The sequence below is a fragment of the Streptomyces sp. R35 genome (assembly GCF_041053035.1).
Classification (GTDB): domain Bacteria; phylum Actinomycetota; class Actinomycetes; order Streptomycetales; family Streptomycetaceae; genus Streptomyces; species Streptomyces lutosisoli.
Window position 1 is genome coordinate 10,733,515 of record NZ_CP163440.1, and the last position, 17,603, is coordinate 10,751,117.

14 protein-coding genes and 1 pseudogene are annotated in these 17,603 nt (G+C 68.9%); 10 read left to right on the forward strand and 5 right to left on the reverse strand.

The annotated features are described in order from the left end of the window. The first annotated feature begins 32 nt into the window (after positions 1–32). On the forward strand, positions 33–1,907 hold the full coding sequence (locus AB5J50_RS48315; RefSeq protein WP_369265720.1) for a glycoside hydrolase family 15 protein: 1,875 nt from the start codon (positions 33–35) through the stop codon (positions 1,905–1,907). A gap of 9 nt (positions 1,908–1,916) precedes the next feature. Here the strand turns inward: AB5J50_RS48315 and AB5J50_RS48320 are convergent, their stop codons facing one another. After that, positions 1,917–2,705: a maleylpyruvate isomerase family mycothiol-dependent enzyme gene (locus AB5J50_RS48320; protein WP_369264878.1), complete on the reverse strand. Its 789-nt coding sequence runs from the start codon at positions 2,703–2,705 to the stop codon at positions 1,917–1,919. 181 nt (positions 2,706–2,886) lie between these two features. On the opposite strand from AB5J50_RS48320, the gene AB5J50_RS48325 reads away from it, so the two are divergent. The 5 genes from AB5J50_RS48325 to AB5J50_RS48345 all read left to right on the forward strand — a co-directional run bounded on the left by AB5J50_RS48325 (position 2,887) and on the right by AB5J50_RS48345 (position 6,726). Next, positions 2,887–3,630, forward strand: coding sequence for a TetR/AcrR family transcriptional regulator (locus AB5J50_RS48325; protein ID WP_369264879.1), 744 nt, complete (start codon positions 2,887–2,889; stop codon positions 3,628–3,630). A 93-nt stretch (positions 3,631–3,723) separates the two neighbouring features. Next, positions 3,724–4,041 carry a hypothetical protein gene (locus tag AB5J50_RS48330; RefSeq protein WP_369264880.1) on the forward strand — a complete coding sequence of 106 codons (318 nt, stop codon included), beginning with the start codon at positions 3,724–3,726 and terminating at the stop codon, positions 4,039–4,041. A gap of 10 nt (positions 4,042–4,051) precedes the next feature. Further along, complete coding sequence (locus AB5J50_RS48335) at positions 4,052–5,176, forward strand: M14 family metallopeptidase (RefSeq protein WP_369264881.1); 1,125 nt, start codon at positions 4,052–4,054, stop codon at positions 5,174–5,176. A gap of 252 nt (positions 5,177–5,428) precedes the next feature. After that, complete coding sequence (locus AB5J50_RS48340) at positions 5,429–6,208, forward strand: calcium-binding protein (protein WP_369264882.1); 780 nt, start codon at positions 5,429–5,431, stop codon at positions 6,206–6,208. Positions 6,209–6,273: 65 nt separating this feature from the next. Beyond that, positions 6,274–6,726 carry a flavodoxin family protein gene (locus tag AB5J50_RS48345; protein ID WP_327434339.1) on the forward strand — a complete coding sequence of 151 codons (453 nt, stop codon included), beginning with the start codon at positions 6,274–6,276 and terminating at the stop codon, positions 6,724–6,726. Positions 6,727–6,780: 54 nt separating this feature from the next. Here AB5J50_RS48345 and AB5J50_RS48350 read toward each other — a convergent pair whose 3' ends face one another. Next, positions 6,781–8,406, reverse strand: coding sequence for an FAD-dependent monooxygenase (locus AB5J50_RS48350; RefSeq protein ID WP_369264883.1), 1,626 nt, complete (start codon positions 8,404–8,406; stop codon positions 6,781–6,783). Positions 8,407–8,671: 265 nt separating this feature from the next. Here AB5J50_RS48350 and AB5J50_RS48355 point away from each other — a divergent pair, with 265 nt between their 5' ends. Next, positions 8,672–10,387 carry a tetratricopeptide repeat protein gene (locus AB5J50_RS48355; protein WP_369264884.1) on the forward strand — a complete coding sequence of 572 codons (1,716 nt, stop codon included), beginning with the start codon at positions 8,672–8,674 and terminating at the stop codon, positions 10,385–10,387. Between the two features lie 47 nt (positions 10,388–10,434). Here AB5J50_RS48355 and AB5J50_RS48360 read toward each other — a convergent pair whose 3' ends face one another. Together AB5J50_RS48360 and AB5J50_RS48365 are read right to left on the reverse strand one after the other, a co-directional pair. Beyond that, positions 10,435–10,932 carry a TIGR00725 family protein gene (locus tag AB5J50_RS48360; protein ID WP_369264885.1) on the reverse strand — a complete coding sequence of 166 codons (498 nt, stop codon included), beginning with the start codon at positions 10,930–10,932 and terminating at the stop codon, positions 10,435–10,437. A gap of 71 nt (positions 10,933–11,003) precedes the next feature. After that, positions 11,004–11,501 carry a hypothetical protein gene (locus AB5J50_RS48365; RefSeq protein WP_369264886.1) on the reverse strand — a complete coding sequence of 166 codons (498 nt, stop codon included), beginning with the start codon at positions 11,499–11,501 and terminating at the stop codon, positions 11,004–11,006. 252 nt (positions 11,502–11,753) lie between these two features. On the opposite strand from AB5J50_RS48365, the gene AB5J50_RS48370 reads away from it, so the two are divergent. From AB5J50_RS48370 to AB5J50_RS48380, 3 genes are all read left to right on the forward strand, one after another. Beyond that, positions 11,754–14,294: a discoidin domain-containing protein gene (locus tag AB5J50_RS48370; protein ID WP_369264887.1), complete on the forward strand. Its 2,541-nt coding sequence runs from the start codon at positions 11,754–11,756 to the stop codon at positions 14,292–14,294. A gap of 280 nt (positions 14,295–14,574) precedes the next feature. Beyond that, a complete protein-coding gene (locus AB5J50_RS48375) occupies positions 14,575–15,654 on the forward strand; it encodes a hypothetical protein (RefSeq protein ID WP_369264888.1) in 1,080 nt (359 codons plus the stop codon). Between the two features lie 333 nt (positions 15,655–15,987). Next, the gene (locus AB5J50_RS48380) at positions 15,988–16,593 is read left to right on the forward strand and encodes a dihydrofolate reductase family protein (RefSeq protein ID WP_369264889.1); all 606 of its coding nucleotides are present in this window, start codon (positions 15,988–15,990) and stop codon (positions 16,591–16,593) included. A gap of 15 nt (positions 16,594–16,608) precedes the next feature. Here the strand turns inward: AB5J50_RS48380 and AB5J50_RS48385 are convergent. Then, positions 16,609–17,471 (reverse strand): annotated as a pseudogene (locus tag AB5J50_RS48385) (IS5 family transposase). Positions 17,472–17,603: the final 132 nt, after the last annotated feature.

A 17,603-nucleotide genomic window follows, 5' to 3' on the forward strand; every position in this document is an offset into this window, starting at 1 on the left:
GGCGACAGCTCAAGGAGGCCGACGTGGCTGACATGACTCCTGAGGCCGGAGCGAGGGACGGGGCGCGCCGCAGTCCCGGCGAGCCCTGGGGCGCCGACACACTTCGCTACCTGCCCATCGCCGAGCACGGCCTGATCGGCGATCTGCGCAGCGCGGCCCTGGTCGGTACGAACGGCACCATCGACTGGTACTGCTGCCCACGCTTCGACGCACCCAGCGTCTTCGCCTCGATCCTCGACGCCGACCGAGGCGGATCGTTCGAACTCGCCGCCGACGTACCGGCACGCACGAAGCAGTTCTACTTCCCCGACACCAATGTGCTGATCACCCGCTTCTTCGCGGACGACGGAGTCGGCGAGATCCAGGACTTCATGCCGGTCGTCGACGACTCACGCGAGGCCGACCGGCACCGCCTGATCCGCCGCGTGGTGTGCGTCCGCGGAACGCTGCCCTTCCGCGCGCGCGTCGCCCCCCGCTTCGAGTACGGGGCCGCCCCGCACACCGTGCACGCGCAAGCCGGCCAGGCGGTCTTCACGTCGTCCTCGCTCCGGCTCGCGCTGACATCCACCGTGCCCATCGAGGTCTCGGGCCAGGACGTATGGTCGCTGTTCAAGCTGCACGAGGGCGAGTCCGCCGTCTTCACCATCGACCGGGTCGGCGGCGACGTGGCCCCCCGCTTCTGCGCCGTGGCAGAGGCCGAAAGGCAGTTCAACGCGACCGTCTGCTACTGGCGGCGGTGGCTGTCCCAGTCGCGCTACCGCGGCCGCTGGCGGGAGATGGTGCACCGCTCCGCCCTCACCCTGAAGCTGCTCACCTACGCCCCGACCGGTGCCATCATCGCCGCACCGACCACCAGCCTGCCCGAACAGATCGGCGGCGAGCGCAACTGGGACTACCGCTACGTGTGGATCCGCGACGCCGCGTTCTGCGTGTACGCGATGCTCAGACTCGGGTTCACCGACGAGGCGGAAGCCTTCATGGGCTTCCTGTCCGAGCACGTCCGGCTCACAGCGACCGAGACGTCCCAACCCAGCGGCGCCCTACAGATCATGTACGGCATCGACGGAAGCCGTGACCTGCCCGAACGCGAACTGCCCCACCTGGAGGGCTACCGGTGCTCGGCACCCGTACGCGTCGGCAACGCCGCCGTCGGCCAGCTGCAACTGGACATCTACGGGGCGCTCGTCGACTCCCTCTACCTGTACGACAAGTGGGGCAAACCCATCTCCAGCGCGCACTGGGACAGCATCAGTGAGCTCGTCGACTGGGTCTGCGACCACTGGGACCAGCCCGACGAGGGAGTGTGGGAGACCCGCGGAGGACGAAAGCCGTTCCTCTACTCACGGCTGATGTGCTGGGTGGCGATCGAACGCGCGATGCGACTGGCCCGGCACCGCGGCCTCCCCGCCGACATGGTGCGCTGGGGGAGCACCCGGGACACCATCTACCGCAGGATCATGCGCCACGGCTGGTCCGACGAGCGGCACGCCTTCGTCCAGTACGAGGACAGCGGCATCCTCGACGCATCGCTGCTGATGATGCCGCTGGCGAAGTTCATCTCCCCGACCGACCCGAAATGGCTCGCCACACTGGACGCGCTGGGTGAGGACCTGGTGTCCGACTCACTGGTCTACCGCTACGACCCGCAAGCCAGCCCCGACGGCCTCCAAGGCGAGGAAGGCACCTTCTCGATCTGCTCCTTCTGGTACGTCGAGGCACTGACCCGCGCGGGCCGACTCGACGAAGCCCGCCTCGCGTTCGAGAAGATGCTCACCTACGCCAACCACCTCGGCCTGTACGCGGAAGAGATCGGCCACACCGGCGAACAGCACGGAAACTTCCCCCAGGCATTCACCCACCTCGCCCTGATCAGCGCCGCCTTCAACCTTGACCGCATGCTCGGCTAGCAAGGGCGCTCAGGGCGCCGTGAAGAGAGCCGGGAAGCGGGGAGCGAGCCAGGGCTTGCGCCCCCAGACGAGGATCCGGCCCCGGGCGATGGCGCTCCACTGGTCGCGGCGGCCGAGTGCCATCAGGAGGAAGGTGACCGGCTCGATGAGGATGGTGCAGTCCGGGCGCGCCGGCGGCTGTGAGTCGACGGATACCGCGCCATCGCTGACCGTCACACCGAATTGGCCACCGCCCCACAGGCGGACCGAGTAGCAGGCGGTCAGCCCGGCCGTCCGCGCGGTGTTGGTCACCCGTGGCATGACCGTGATCAGGAACGGCAGGGTCAGCCTCACCCGGGCACGGTCGATCATGTGGGCACGCCCCAGGGCGCGGGCGAGGTCGTAACCGTGGCCCAGCATGTGCGTGAGCAGGTACGAGCCCAGCACATCCAGGTTCATCGGGCCCAGCGGAGAGACAACACCTCCCTCCGCGGCACCTTCCTCCAACGCCTTGAGGCAAGCATCGGCCTGCGCCACGATCATCGCCGCCAACGGCTCAGCCCCACGCTCGGCGAACTCGGCGAGCGCCTGTTCATTGGCGGCGGCGAGGCTCTGCGGCGTGCCGTCCCCGTAACTGCGTGCGCGTCCCGCCGCGATGTCGGCCATCAGCTCGTTGGCCAGCGCCAGATGCGCCGCCGCCTCGCCGACGTTCCACTCCGCCCCGGGTACCCGACGTTCCATGTCGGCGCCCCCGCGCAACAGCGCGGCAATCTCCTCAGCGGTACCGCGTATCGCCACCCGCCCAGCCACCGCTTCCACGCCGCTCCCATCCTCTTTCGGATCATCCGGCGTACAGAAGAGCAGGTAAGGAGGGCAGCGACAAGACCTTGCACAGCGACACCCTCAGCCGCGCGTCCGTGGACGCCCGGCGAGCAGAGGCAGGATATTTAGTACAATTATCGATGATATTTACTTTGTATCCCTACGCGGGAGTACGGACATGGTTGAGCGGGGCAGCCCGGAGAAACGGGGGCGCCTGAGTCGCCCGCTGGTGCTCGCCGCGGCCGTCGCCCTGGTCGACAGGGACGGGCTGGCCGCGCTGACCATGCGGCGGCTGGCCACCGACCTGGGCGTGGAGCCGATGGCCATCTACCGGTACACCGCCGGCAAGGAGGCGCTGGTCGACGGCCTGGTCGAGGCCTTCTTCGCCGAGGTCAACGACCGGCTGCGCACCTCGGCCGGGGAGATCCACTCCGACCGGGACGCCGAATCCGCCGGTCTGCTCTGGCGCGCCGAACTGCGCCGGATCGCACGTGCCTTCGCCTTCGTGGTGCATGCCCACCCCGAGATCCTGCCCGTGGTGGCCACCCGCCCGCTCAGCCTGCCGGTGGCCCGGCGCCCGGCACCGCTGCTCCAGCTCACGGAACACATCCTCGCCGTGCTGGGCCGGGCCGGCTTCGACGACGCCACCGTGCTGTCGATCTACCGCGCCTTCGTGGCGTGGAACCTCGGCTGTCTCCTGGTGGACAAGCGCCAGGTGGTCGACAACCCCGAGGAGCCGGACCTCATGCTGCGCCTGGGCCTGCACCGGCTGCCCGCCGCCGAGTACCCGCGCCTGCGCGCACTCGTCCCGCGACTGGCCGAGTACGACGACGAGCAAGAACTGATCGCAGGCCTCGACAGCCTGCTGAGCCGGATGCCCGAGGCGCCCCTTGACTCGTTCTACGGCGGAAGCGCACCCTGAGGATACGAGGTACACATCGGACATATCTATACGTCAGTATCGGCGTCGCCGGTGTCGCTGATGTGAGCCCACGGCGCCCGGAAGAAGGCCGCCATGTCCACCTCTCGTTACGAGATTCTCCGTGTACGCGTCACAGCCAAGGACGCCGAAACCCTGCGCACTCTCCTGCGCGAGGCCCGTCCCGACGTCGGGGGCCGCGCCCGTGAGGGCGACGACGGCAGCTTCAGCATCGACGCCTACGTCTCCCCCGAGCAGGCCGCCGCCCTCGAACGCGAGGGCGTGTCCGTCACGACGATCGAGGACGCCGCGGCCACCGGACGTGCCCGCCAGGCCGAGGTCGGCGAGGGAGACCGGTTCGCCCCCGAGGACGCGGTCCCGCGCGGGCTGGCCCTCAAGGTGAAGGACGCCTAGGAGGGACACCATGACGTACTTGAACACCGTCGAGGTCGAGTCCGCCGTGACCAGCCTGGCCACCGCGTTCCCGTCCGCATGCGACATCATCGACCTGCCCAACTCCTCGTTCGAAGGCCGCAGCGGCCATGCCCTGCGGATCGGCACGGGCCCCGCCGGTTCCAACGACTGCGTCGTACTGATCGGGGGTGTGCACGCCCGCGAGTGGGGCAGCTGCGAGGTCCTCATCCACCTCGCCGCCGACCTGCTGGAGGCCTACAGCGGCGGTACGGGCCTCGTCTACGGCGGTACGAGCTTCACCTCCGACCAGGTGCGGAGCCTCCTGGACGACCTGGATCTCGTCGTCTTCCCGCTGGTCAACCCGGACGGCCGGAACTACAGCCAGAACGTCGACCCGATGTGGCGAAAGAACCGCAACCCGGCCAACTCCGGCGGCGATCCCGCCCGCATCGGCGTCGACATCAACCGCAACTTCGACTTCCTCTTCGACTTCGCCACCGCCTTCGACCCGACCGCCGGGCCCCGGGTCTCGGCGGATCCGGGAGATGTCGAGGTGTACCAGGGCCCCAGCCCCTTCTCGGAGCCCGAGACCCGTAACGTCCGCTGGCTGCTGGACGAGTTCCCGCGGACCCGCTGGTTCGTCGACGTGCACAGCTACTCCGAGGACATGCTCTTCGTCTGGGGCGACGACGAGAACCAGTCCCTCGACGAGGCCAAGAACTTCCTCAACCGCGCCTTCGACGGCACGCGCGGAGTGGCCGGCGACCCGGCCTACGCGGAGTTCATCCCGCCGGGCGACGCCGACGCCGCCGCCGTGCTCGCCGAGCAGTTCTGCGCGGGACTGCGGGGCGTACGCGGCCGCGCCTACACCCCGATGTCCGCCTTCCATCTGTACCCGACCAGTGGAACCAGCGACGACTACGCGTACTCCCGCCACCTCGTCGACCCCCAGAAGGGCAAGATCCTGGCCTTCACCGTCGAGTGGGGCAAGAGCTTCCACCCGCCGTGGCCGGAGATGCAGCGCATCATCCTGGACACCGACGCCGGGCTCGCGCAGTTCTGCCTTACGGCTCTCCAGCAGCGGCAACGGATGGCGGCAACGGGTGCCGGTGCCGTCGCGAGCGCCGATCGCTGAGGCCGATCGGGAGCGACCGTGTGATCGGTGTACACCTACGAGGCACACGTACGACGTACACAGTTCCTGCATGTCCGCGCTCAGAACCTGTCCGAGTCGGTTGCTGACACGCGTGATCGACGTACGCGCTCAATCGTCCTGTTCCTGCCAAGTGGCTGAAACGGCAGTTGAGAGAGCGGCGGATCACTACTATTCGTTCAGTTTCGACTCCTGCCCTGTTTTCGGGCGGACAACTCTTCTCTACGAGGACATATGTTCATACGTTCTGCCGTTGCCACGCTGTCGGGCGCGCTGGCCCTGTCCGCCCTGGCCGTTACGACCGCCGACGCCGGCCAAGGGGACACCCAGGTCGTCCAGGTCCTCGTCAACAACGGCAAGTCGGTCGTGGTCGGCGCCACCACGAAGAAGACGATCACGCTCAGCATTACCGCCAGGGACAACTCGGGGATCAAAGAAGCCTACGGATGGCTCTACCACGGCTCGTTCGACAATCCTGACGGCTCCGCGGGGCCCGGCTCCGACACTCCGCTGACCTGCACCCCTGTTCCCGGAAGCGTCACCGACTCCACCTGCACGGCCAGCATCACGATCGACCCCAATGCGGGCCTCATCAACGCCAACGCCGGTACTTGGCACGTCTGGACCTCGGTGGACGCCAACGACTTCGACTACATCAACAAGGACAGCGCAAGCACCTTCCTGATGAAGCGTGCCGCCAAGCTCACCGCCGATGCCTCCCCCGAGCCGGTGACCGCGGGCAAGGTCATCACCATCAAGGGCACCCTGAGCCGCGCCAACTGGGACAACCTCACCTACGGCGGCTACGCGGGGCAGTCGGCGAAGCTGCAGTTCCGGAAGGCCGGCACCACTACCTACAACACCGTGACGACGGTGACCAGCGGTACCGGAGGCGCTCTCAAGGCCACCGCGACCGCCTCCGTGGACGGCTATTGGCGCTGGAGCTTCGCCGGGACCGGCACGACCGGAGCGACCAACGCCGCCGGCGACTACGTCGACGTAACAGCGGGCTGACCTGGCGGCCGCCGCAAACCGGCGCCGCTTGCGGCACGAAGGGGTGTGGCGGCAGGGTTCGGGGTGTGCCCACTTTGCTGATCGTGCATCACACGCCCTCGCCCAACTGCCAGGCGATGTTCGAAGCCGTCGTCTCCGGTGCGACGGCGCCGGAGATCGAGAACGTCCGGGTCGTGCGGAGGGCGGCACTGTCGGCCACCGCCTCGGACGTGCTCGGCGCCGATGGCTATCTGCTCGGCACACCGGCGAACCTCGGCTATATGTCAGGCGCCCTCAAGCACTTCTTCGACCAGGTCTACTACCCCTGCCTGGATGAGACGCGCGGTCGGCCCTTCGGCTACTACGTGCACGGCGGGAACGACGTCACGGGGGCGGTGCGCGGCATCGAGTCGATCACGACAGGCCTCGGCTGGCGGCGCAAGGCCGAGGCGGTGACGGTGACCGGTGAGCCCGGCAGGACCGATGTCGAGGCGTGCTGGGAACTGGGAGCGACTCTCGCCGCCCAGCTGATGGGCTGATCCGAGCGGCAGTTCACCGACCTCGGTGGGCGCACCGGCGAAGGACGGGGCGTCCTACCCCTGGGCGGCTGCGGCGAAGGTGAGCGCGAGGTGGGTGGCCAGGGGTGGCGCGGTCGGTGGGGAGAGGCGGGCGCCGATATGTCCGTCGGGACGGATCAGGAAGGCCGTGGGCTGATCCGCCACATCGTAGAGACGGGCGAACTCACCGCGAGCGTCGCGGTACACCGGCGCGGTGGACGCAAGGGCGGGTGCGTCGGGGCGACGTATGACGTAGGTGTCGACGTGGCCTTCCGAGAACTTCCGGGCGGTCCGCGCGAGTTCGTCCAAACCGTCGCCGTACAGGAGCAGCACATGTCCTTGGTCGCGCAGGAGGTCGTACAGCCGCAGCGGATAGGTGGCGATGGTCCCCATGAGGCCGCCGCAGTCCGGCGCCCGGTCGCCCGGCTGGGGGCCGGGGCTGTCGTCGGGCGGGTCCACGATCGGGCTGCCCCGGTAGGAAACGAGTAGTTGCGCCAGCTGCAGCAGCAACGTCTGGGGGTCGGTCGGATCGGCCTCGATGCCCTGAGCGGCGTGCCGGACCGTACGGCCCACGACCTCCTCACCGACCGGCCGCCGTTCGGCGTCGTAGCTCGCCAGCAGGCCGGGGCCGGCGGCGCCCTCGATGGCCAGGGCGAGCTTCCAGGCCAGGTTCCAGGCGTCCTGGATCCCGGTGTTCATCCCCTGCGCGCCCGTCGGCGGGTGGATGTGCGCCGCGTCCCCGGCGACGAAGACCCGGCCGTCACCGTACCGGTCCACGATGCGATGGCTGATACGGAACACCGAGGACCAGCGCATGGCCGAAGCGGTCGTCGGCCGCGGCGACATCCGGTCCACGACGGCCTGGATGTCGCCGAGTGCGGGGGCCTGGCCGCCTTCGATGCCGTGCGCGACACCGTCGGCCGACCCGGCCTGCCGCTCCGTGGAGAGCTCGGGCGGGACCAGCATCGACATCCGGTACCGGCCCCGGCCGGGCAGGGGGATGCACACCAGCAGGTCGTCCACCGCGCCGTCGGTGTCCCGGTGCGTGGCGCGTACGCCGTAGCCTTCCGGCAGGTCCCAGTCGACCTGCACATCGGCGAGCATGTACTCCTCCGGAAACGCGCTGCCTTCGAAGGTCAGACCGAGCCTCTTGCGGACGAGACTGTGCGCGCCGTCGCAGCCCACCAGGTAGCGGGTACGGACCTCCTCCTCGGTGCCGTCGGCCGACCGCAGCCCGACCGTCACCCCCTCGGCGTCCTGGCTGAACGACACCAGTTCCGTGCTCCGTTCGATCCAGGTCCCGTACCGGGCGAGGAACTCGGTGAGGATGCGCTCCGTTTCGTACTGCGGCAGCGCCGCGAAGCCGTACGGCACCTCGGGCGGCAGGACGAGTTCGACGCGGGGCTGCTCGACGCCGTTGACGTACGTCAGCTGCCCCCGCATCGGCACGGCCGCGTCCAGGGCCGTGCGAGCAAGCCCCATGCGGTCCCAGATTTCCAGGGTGCGCGGCTGGATCCCCACCGCCTTGGCAAAGGGGAGCCGCACCGGAAGCCGGTCGACGATGCGGCAGCGCACCCCGCGCCTGCGCAGTTCCGCCGCTGCGGTGAGCCCCACCGGGCCCGCGCCCGCGATCACCACGTCGGTCCCGTACGTGTGCGCCACGGGTGCCTCCCTGCACGCGGCCCCCGACGAGTCGATCAGCTTCCATCGTGGCCCGGGCGCGGCGGGAGCCGCTACTCGATCACGGGACGGGGCCGGCCGTTACCACCGTGCGACCGAGATCGTTTCCAGTCCCGGCGGCAGATGGTCCTCGGATCCTTGACCCTGGAGGGGGCGGCACGTGCCGAGCGTGGCGTGTCCACATGTCCCTCGTGGAGGATGGACTCGTATCCGCCGCCTGGTCGACCGTACCTTCAGGGAGAGCAGGATGGACTACTACGATCTCGGCACCCACCACCGCCCCGTGACGACGTCCTCCCCCGCTGCCCAGACGTGGTTCGACCGCGGATTGATCTGGGCGTACGCCTTCCACCACGAGGAAGCCGTCTCCTGCTTCGAGGCCGCCGCAGCGGCGGATCCCGACTGCGCCATGGCTTACTGGGGCATCGCCTACGCCCTGGGCCCGAACTACAACAAGCCCTGGGAGTTCTTCGACGGCGCGGACCTGGCCCGTACCGTCGACCGTACCCACGCCGCCGTGCGGCTCGCCCAGGAGAAGGCGGACGGCGCCACCCCCGTCGAACAGGCCTTGATCCGCGCGCTGCGGGCTCGCTACCCGCGGGCGGAACCCGTCGAGGACTGCTCGGTGTGGAACGAGCCCTACGCGGACAGCATGCGCGGCGTGTACGAACTCGCCCCCGACGACCTCGATGTCGCCACGCTCCATGCCGACGCGCTGATGAACCTCACGCCCTGGCAACTGTGGAATCTGCGGACCGGCGAACCGGCCGAGGGCGCCCGCACGGTGGAGGCCAAGGCCGTCCTGGAGCGGGCGTTCGCCACCGAGGCGGGCAAGGAGCACCCCGGGGTCCTGCACCTGTACATCCACCTCATGGAGATGTCGTCCACCCCCGAGACCGCCTTGCCCGTCGCGGACCGGCTGCGCGGCCTGGTGCCCGACGCCGGCCATCTTCAGCACATGCCCACGCATCTGGACGTGCTGTGCGGCGACTACCGGCGCGTGGTGGCGGACAACAGCCGCGCGATCGTCGCCGACGAGAAGTTCCACGCGCGGGCCGGTGCGATGAACTTCTACACGCTCTACCGGTCGCACGACTATCACTTCAAGATCTACGGGGCGATGTTCCTCGGCCAGTCGAAGACCGCACTGGAGACTGCCGCGCAACTCGAGGCGTCCATCCCGGCAGAACTGCTGCGGGTGCAGAGTCCGCCCATGGCGGACTGGCTGGAGGGCTTCCTCGCGATGCGGGTCCATGTGCTGATCCGCTTCGGCCGCTGGTCCGACATCCTGCGGCTCCCGATGCCCGCGGAACCGCGGCTGTACTGCGTGACGACGGCGATGCTTCACTACGCCCGCGGCGTCGCTCTCTCGGCCACCGGCAGGATCGCCGAGGCCGAGGACGAGCGCGAGAGGTTCCGTGCGGCGGTCTCCCGTGTCCCGCAGACACGCATGCTGTTCAACAACACCTGTGCCGACATCCTCGCGATCGCGTCGGCGATGCTCGACGGAGAACTGGAGTACCGCAAGGGCAACCACGACGTCGCCTTCGCCATGCTGGAGCGGTCGATCGCGCTGGACGACAGCCTTCCCTACGACGAGCCGTGGGGCTGGATGCAGCCCACTCGACACGCGTACGGAGCGCTGCTCCTCGAACAGGGGCGCGTAGCGGAGGCGGAAGCGGTCTACCGGGCCGACCTGGGACTCGACGGCACCCTGCCCCGGGCCTCGCAACACCCCGGCAACGTCTGGGCCCTGCACGGCTTCCACGAGTGCCTGGTCCGTCTGGGCAAGGTGGGGGAGGCGCAGATCGTGGCCCAACAGCTGAAGATCGCGCTCGCTCTCGCGGATGTACCGATCGAGGCCTCCTGCTTCTGCCGCCTCGAAGCCGTCACCGGCGCAGGCACCGCCTCAGGCACTGACTCAGGCACCGCCTCGGGCAGTGCCGAGACCGGCTGTTGCTGAGCCCTGTCTGCTGGAAGAGGTTCACGCGGTCCGTGCGTCGCAATCCGTCAACGACGCGACAGTACGTTGTCGACGGCCTCTGCGGGCGTCGAGACCTCGACCAGCAGCCGGGCCTGCCCAGAAGAAGCGGCCTCAGCCGGCGGAGTCCAACTGCGCAGCGCGGCAACCGGCTTGCCGGCGTGCAGTGCCAGCGCCACCTCACTGAGCGTTCCCCAACTGCCTCCCACCGCGATGAGGGCATCGCAGGTATTCACCAGGACGCCGTTGCGCAGTTCGCCCAGACCGGTCGCCAGGGCGACAGTCAGGTACGGGTTGGCAGCGGTTCGGTCTCCGCCGGGCAGTACGCCGACCACGGTGCCGCCCGCCGCGCCGGCGCCCTCGGCACAGGCCTCCATGACACCGCCGAGCCCCCCGCACACGACGACCGCGCCACGCTGCGCCAGCAGTCCGCCGACCTCCCGGGCCAGCTCTGTCTCCCGGGCGGTCGCCTCGCCCGGCCCGGCCACTGCGATGTACGGGCGGTGTCGACGGCTGGAGTCGGTCAAGGCAACCCCCAAGGAATCGACCTGTGCACCACAGGAGCACATCCATGCCCACGGCGACCCACGTACCGAGCTTATGCACCAACCGTGTGCTTGTGCATCACGTCGAGGTAGTGCCGATCACGGTGCGGCACGTGGTTGTCCCGTCCCGGCAGGCTGAAGACCGCGCAGACGTCAGCGGGTTGGGTGATCAGGCTTGACTGCTGGCCGAAAGTGAGGGTGCTGTTGACCGCATGCCGGCAGCCTGCGGTGTCCAGGGCGGCGATCAGCTCCTCGCGGAGGACGGTGGCGTCGAATGACTCGGAATCGGGCAGGACGAGCGGCGGAAGTCCGGCGGTCGAACCGGGCCAGAGGTCGATCCAGATTCCGCTGACGGCCCGCTGAGCGACCACTAGCCGCAGCCCGGCCCAGGAGTACGGGTAGCCGTCGATATCGGGCCCTTTAAGGATGTGGGCGGGGTGCGGGCGCCCCGGGCCGAGCAGGGCTTCAGCCTCAGCCAGGGACATCCCGCAGTTCAGGGGGCCGATCCGGCCAGTGAGGGCGAAGTCGACGAGCACGTCCATCAAGGTCACGACAGTGACTGTGACACTCTCCCGAGCCACTTCGCACTCCGATATCAGCGCGGCGCCGCCGCGCGTACGAGGTGAAGAAATTCGCGTCAGAGGGCTTGCCCCCTTGATGGCTCATTACTTAAATCAAATCGTGAACTAAGCGCCATGGGAAGCCGGTTCACCCCCAGGCGTCAAGAGGAACCGAGCTGACCGCTCTGTTCCGAACTCGTTGTGTTCGCTCTGCTCGTCACCCCACCCGCATGGAGCCACGACATGAGACTTAGATCCTTGGGTGTCGCGCTCGCCGCCATGGCCGCGCTCATCACCCTGCCCCTGCAAAGACCGGCCGCCGCCGCCGACCTACCGCTGTCCCAGGGCAAGACGGCCACGTCCTCGTCCGACGAGAACGCGGGCACCCCCGCCCCCTACGCCGTCGACGGCAACACCGCGACCCGGTGGTCGTCGGCCGCGACCGACACCCAGTGGTTGCAGGTCGACCTCGGCACCACGGCCTCGGTCACCAAGGTCGTCCTCAACTGGGAAGCGGCGTACGGCAGCGACTACCGCATCCAGATCTCCCCGGACGGGAGCACCTGGACCGACATCAAGACCGTGACCGGCGGCGACGGGGGAGTGGACACCCTCGACGTCTCCGGCCAGGGCCGCTACGTACGGATGTACGGCGTCCACCGCGCCACCCAGTGGGGCTACTCCCTGTGGGAGTTCCAGGTCTACGGCGACACCGGCACGACACCGCCCACCACCTGCGACTCGGCCAACGCGGCGCAGGGCCGGCCGGCCACCGCCTCCTCCACCGAGAACGCCGGAACCCCGGCGTCCGCGGCCTTCGACGGCAACACCGGCACACGCTGGTCCAGCCAGGCCTCCGACCCGCAGTGGGTCCAGGCCGACCTGGGAACAGCCCAGGACCTCTGCAAAATCGACCTCAACTGGGAGACGGCGTACGGCAAGGCGTTCCAGATCCAGGCCTCCACGGACGGCCAGAACTGGACCACCCTCAAGACCGTCACCGACGGCACCGGGGGCACAGCTTCCTACGATGTCTCCGGGCAGGGCCGCTACGTACGGATCTACGGGACGGCCCGGGCCACCGGCTACGGGTACTCGCTGTGGGAGGTCGCCGTCCACACCGGTTCAGGAGGCACTCCGCCCGTGCAAGGGGGCGGCGACCTCGGCAACAACGTCATCGTCGTCGACCCGTCGACGCCCAATCTGCAACAGAAGTTCGACCAGGTCTTCGCCCAGCAGGAATCGAGCCAGTTCGGCTCGGGCCGCTACCAGTTCCTGCTGAAGCCCGGCACCTACAACGGCATCAACGCCCAACTCGGGTTCTACACCTCGATCTCCGGGCTAGGCCTCAACCCCGACGACACCCACATCAACGGTGACATCACCGTGGACGCGGGCTGGTTCAACGGCAACGCCACCCAGAACTTCTGGCGTTCGGCGGAGAACCTCTCGCTCACGCCCTCCAACGGCACCGACCGCTGGGCGGTGGCCCAGGCCGCGCCCTTCCGCCGTATCCACGTACAGGGCGGGCTCAACCTCGCCCCGGCCGGCTACGGATGGGCGTCGGGCGGCTACATCGCCGACTCCAAGATCGACGGTACGGTCGGCCCGTACTCCCAGCAGCAGTGGTACACGCGTGACAGCTCGGTCGGCGGCTGGACCAACGGCGTGTGGAACATGACGTTCACCGGTGTGCAGGGAGCCCCCGCGACCAACTTCGACAACGGCCCTTACACGACCCTGGACACCACCCCGGTCTCCCGCGAGAAGCCCTTCCTCTACCTGGACGGCAGCGCGTACAAGGTGTTCGTACCGGCCAAGCGCACGAGCGCCCGCGGCGTTTCCTGGCCCAACACCGCCGGTACGTCGATACCGCTGGACCAGTTCTACGTCGTCAAGCCCGGCGCGACCGCGACGACCATCAACACGGCCCTCGCCCAGGGCCTCAACCTCCTCTTCACCCCGGGCGTCTACCACCTCGACCAGACGATCAACGTGACCCGCGCCAACACCGTCGTCCTCGGCCTCGGCCTGGCCACGATCGTGCCGGACAACGGCATCGACGCCCTGCACGTGGCGGACGTGGACGGCGTCAAGCTCGCCGGATTCCTCATCGACGCCGGAAGCGCCAACTCGGACACCCTGCTGCAGATCGGCCCGTCCGACGCCTCCGCCGACCACTCCGCCAACCCCACCACCGTGCAGGACGTGTTCGTACGCATCGGCGGCGCGGGCCCCGGCCTCGCCACCAACTCCGTTGTCGTCAACAGCGACGACGTCGTCATCGACCACACCTGGCTCTGGCGCGCCGACCACGGGGACGGGGTCGGCTGGGACACCAACCGGGCGGACTACGGCCTGCGCGTCAATGGCGACGACGTCCTCGCAACCGGCCTGTTCGTCGAACACTTCAACAAGTACGACGTGCTGTGGAACGGCGAGCGCGGACGGACGATCTTCTTCCAGAACGAGAAGGCGTACGACGCGCCCAACGCGGCCGCCATCACCCATGACGGCATCGTCGGCTACGCGGCCTACAAGGTCGCCGATTCCGTCGCCGTACACGAGGCATGGGGCCTGGGAAGCTACTGCAACTACACGTCGGACCCGACGATCGTGCAGGCCCACGGCTTCCAGGTGCCCGTCAAAACGGGGATCAAGATGCACGACATCCTGGTGATCTCCCTGGGCGGCAAGGGCCAGTACGCCCACGTCATCAATGACACCGGCGCCCCCACGTCAGGGACGGACACCGTTCCGTCGAAGGTCACTCAGTTCCCGTGACCGGAGGCGGCGTCGCCTGACAGGCGCGAGGGTGCCGGTGCTCTGCCCTGCCGTACAAGAAAGCTCGGCACCCTCCCGCCGTTCGCTCACGGCCCGGGCACCGCTCGCTGTGGGCTCCTGAGCGAGCGAGGTGGCTTCACACCGATGCCCCGTCCGAGTGGCGGGGTGCCACGAAGCCCTCTAGTAATGGGCAGCGGGCCGCGAACGGAATCGGGGACCGGAGAGCGGCCGCACCGTGCGTCGCCTGCGCGGCCGCAGCCTGTATTTGGAGCAAAAGAAGATGAGCACCACCCTTCCCCCTTCCGGCCCGGACCGTTCCGGCATATCTCCGGACGCCCACGACACCCCGCCCGCACCGTGGCACGCCGACCCGATCGATGGTCTCGTGCACGCAGCCGTCGCTGATCGGCCACTGGAAGAGGTCATCCAGCTCATCACGCTGCTGGAGCAGTCCCCCGCCTACGCCCGGACCACCGTCGACGCGCTCAGAGCAGTCGGCGTGGACCGCTCCGTCGAGGACGTCGGCCGGCTGGTCGTGCGGCTGGCGAGTCCGCCCCGCAGCGCCGACAGCGCGGACGAGGCGATCCGCTCGGCGGCGGAGTCACGCCCCGTCGAGGACGTCACCCGGCTGATGGCGCTGCTGCACCGGCCTTCGGTCGAATCGCACTGCGCGGAGGAGGCTGTCCGGACGGTCGCCTCACGCCGGCCTGTCGAGGAACTCGTGCAGCTCATCGGCCAGTTGTCCGAGGGGCGCGCCGCCACTGGTACTCCGGGGGCGGGAACTCCCTCTCGGAACCCGCGCATTGGGGCGCCACCGCCCGAGGAGGCGGCCGCTCCGACGCCGTGGCCGGCAGCAGGGCGGGACCGCGGTACGCCTCACGACCGTGCCGCACGGCAGGTCCGGGAACGGGGTGAGCGCGACCCGGCGAGGATCTTGGCGCTCCCGAAGTGGCCGGGGTGGCTCACGGCCGCGGCGCTCGTCGTGTGCGGCCTGATGCATCTGCCGCTGCACCGGGACGGCGCGCCGCTCGGCGTCTACGGCTTCGCCGTCGGAGTCTCCGCGCTGTGCCTCGTGCTCGCCGTGGCCGTCCTCGTGCGCGGCGCGGTGCCGTTGCTCGTCGTGGCCGTGCTGGTGCCCGCGGCACTGGCCACCCTTCAGCTGCTGGAAGGGCGACTCCACTCGCGGGCCCTGTCCCAGGGGCTGGAAATCGGGGCCGCACCGTCCTGGGCGGCAGGTCTCGCCGCGGTGGCCGCCGCCCTGGCGGCTCTGACGGTCCTGCTCGCGGCGCTCGCCGCCGAGCGGACGGGACGCCACCCGGCACCGCGCCCGCCGGCCGGCGCCGACCGCGTCATCGACTGAGCGACGCGACGCCGGGAACTCGGCCCGTCCGACGCTTGGTTCCCCACTCCGCCCGCCGGGCGGGCTTTCCCGGTCTGCCCCGCGTCTCACCGGCGCCCAGCCGACCGACGCGACCCACTACATCGCCACACACCACCTCGAAGGCAACCTCCCCGGCGGCACCGTCGATCTCCGCTAGGGCCTGTCGTTTGGATCATCCCGGCGTCCAAGAGGTACCGCACCTCACAACCGGGCTGATCCAGACGACGGCCGTAGCTAGTGCTGCGCCGCGGAAGTTCCGCCGATGAGTTTCCGGCGGTTGTGCGGTCTACCTGTCGACGAAGGGAGCGCACCATGCGCGAGATCATCGTTTGCACGTTCCTGACGCTGGACGGCGTCATGCAGGCGCCGGGCGGTCCGGACGAGGACGCTGAGAGCGGCTTCGAGCACGGCGGCTGGCAGAAGCCGGTGGCCGACGACGAGGTCGGCACGGCCATCGCCGGTTGGTACGAACACTCCGACGCGATGCTGCTCGGCCGCAAGACGTACGAGATCTTCGCGTCGTACTGGCCGACCGCCGATCCCGAGAACCCGTTCACCAATCGGATGAACAGCATGCACAAGTACGTGGCGTCTCGGACCCTGACGTCCGTCGAGTGGCAGAACTCCACGCTGCTGGAGGGCGACATCGTCGATGCCGTACGCAAGCTGAAGGCGTCCGACGGCGGCAACATCAACGTCGTCGGCAGCGGCGACCTCGCCCAGACCCTCATGCAGCACGGCCTCGTCGACGAGTACCGGCTGACCATCCATCCGGTGATCATCGGCACCGGCAAGCGGCTGTTCGCCGACGGAGCGATCCCCACTGCGCTGGAGCCGGTCAGCGTCTCGACGACGAAGGGCGGCACCATCGTCGGCGTCTACCGGCCGAACGGTAAGCCCAGCTACGACAGCTACTGAGCGGTTTCGTTTGGATCACCGAGCGGACCAGAGAAAGATGCCCGCGACGTGGAGTCCGGCCAGGTAGATGGTCGCGGTCTTCTCGTAACGGGTGGCGATGCCGCGCGATTGCTTCAGGCGGTTGATGCACCGCTCGACGGTGTTGCGCTGTTTGTAGGTCTTGCGGTCGAAGGCCGGTGGCCTGCCGCCCCGGCTTCCCCGCCGCAGTCGGTGACGTCGCTGGTCGGCCGGGACGGGGATCACCGTCCGGATACCGCGCTTGCGCAAGTGGCTGCGGATCGCGTGGGAAGAACACGCCTTGTCGGCCAGGACCATGTCCGGCCTGGTGCGGGGCCGTCCACGGCGGCGGGGAACGCGCAGGCGTGCCATCACTTCCATGAAGGCGGGCGCGTCGCCTGCCTGTCCGGCGGTGATATGGAAGACCAGGGGCCGACAGCGGTTGTCGGCGGCAAGGTGGATCTTCGTGGTCAGTCCGCCGCGGGACCGGCCGATGGCGTGGTCGTCCGGCTCGCCGGCCGGGGCCCCCTTTTGCGGGCCCCGGCCGCGTGCTGGTGAGCCCGCACGATCGTGGAATCCACCGAAACGGCCCAGCTCAGGTCCTCGTCCGCTTCGGCCTGGGCCACCAGAGCGGTGAACACCCGCTCCCAGGTGCCATCGACGGCCCACATCCGCGGCCGGTTGTAGACACCTCGCCAGTTGCCATACTTCTCCGGCAAATGAACCCACTGGGTACCAGTCTGAAACTTGAAGGCGATCGCGTCGATCACCTCACGATGGTCCCGCCAGCGGCCACCCCGCTTCGGCGTCCGGCCCGGGAGCAACGGCTCAATCCGCGCGCACTGCGCATCAGCCAACGGCACACCCGGACCAACGACCATCTGATCCAAACGAAACTACCTAGCAGTTCACACTCCGCGCAGACCTCATCGAGCGGCTCGTCATCGAACCCCGAAGCCGCTCCCATCGCTCTCCCTGGGTGGTGACAGGGGAGCCGGGGGACAGGCCTGTCC

What these genes read in the sequence shown, in the direction of transcription:
- AB5J50_RS48370 (WP_369264887.1), top strand. Translation starts at nt 11,754, where the DNA reads ATGAGACTTAGATCCTTGGGTGTCGCGCTCGCCGCCATGGCCGCGCTC.
- AB5J50_RS48330 (WP_369264880.1), top strand. Translation starts at nt 3,724, where the DNA reads ATGTCCACCTCTCGTTACGAGATTCTCCGTGTACGCGTCACAGCCAAG.
- AB5J50_RS48325 (WP_369264879.1), top strand. Translation starts at nt 2,887, where the DNA reads ATGGTTGAGCGGGGCAGCCCGGAGAAACGGGGGCGCCTGAGTCGCCCG.
- AB5J50_RS48355 (WP_369264884.1), top strand. Translation starts at nt 8,672, where the DNA reads ATGGACTACTACGATCTCGGCACCCACCACCGCCCCGTGACGACGTCC.
- AB5J50_RS48340 (WP_369264882.1), top strand. Translation starts at nt 5,429, where the DNA reads ATGTTCATACGTTCTGCCGTTGCCACGCTGTCGGGCGCGCTGGCCCTG.
- AB5J50_RS48380 (WP_369264889.1), top strand. Translation starts at nt 15,988, where the DNA reads ATGCGCGAGATCATCGTTTGCACGTTCCTGACGCTGGACGGCGTCATG.
- AB5J50_RS48335 (WP_369264881.1), top strand. Translation starts at nt 4,052, where the DNA reads ATGACGTACTTGAACACCGTCGAGGTCGAGTCCGCCGTGACCAGCCTG.
- AB5J50_RS48315 (WP_369265720.1), top strand. Translation starts at nt 33, where the DNA reads ATGACTCCTGAGGCCGGAGCGAGGGACGGGGCGCGCCGCAGTCCCGGC.
- AB5J50_RS48375 (WP_369264888.1), top strand. Translation starts at nt 14,575, where the DNA reads ATGAGCACCACCCTTCCCCCTTCCGGCCCGGACCGTTCCGGCATATCT.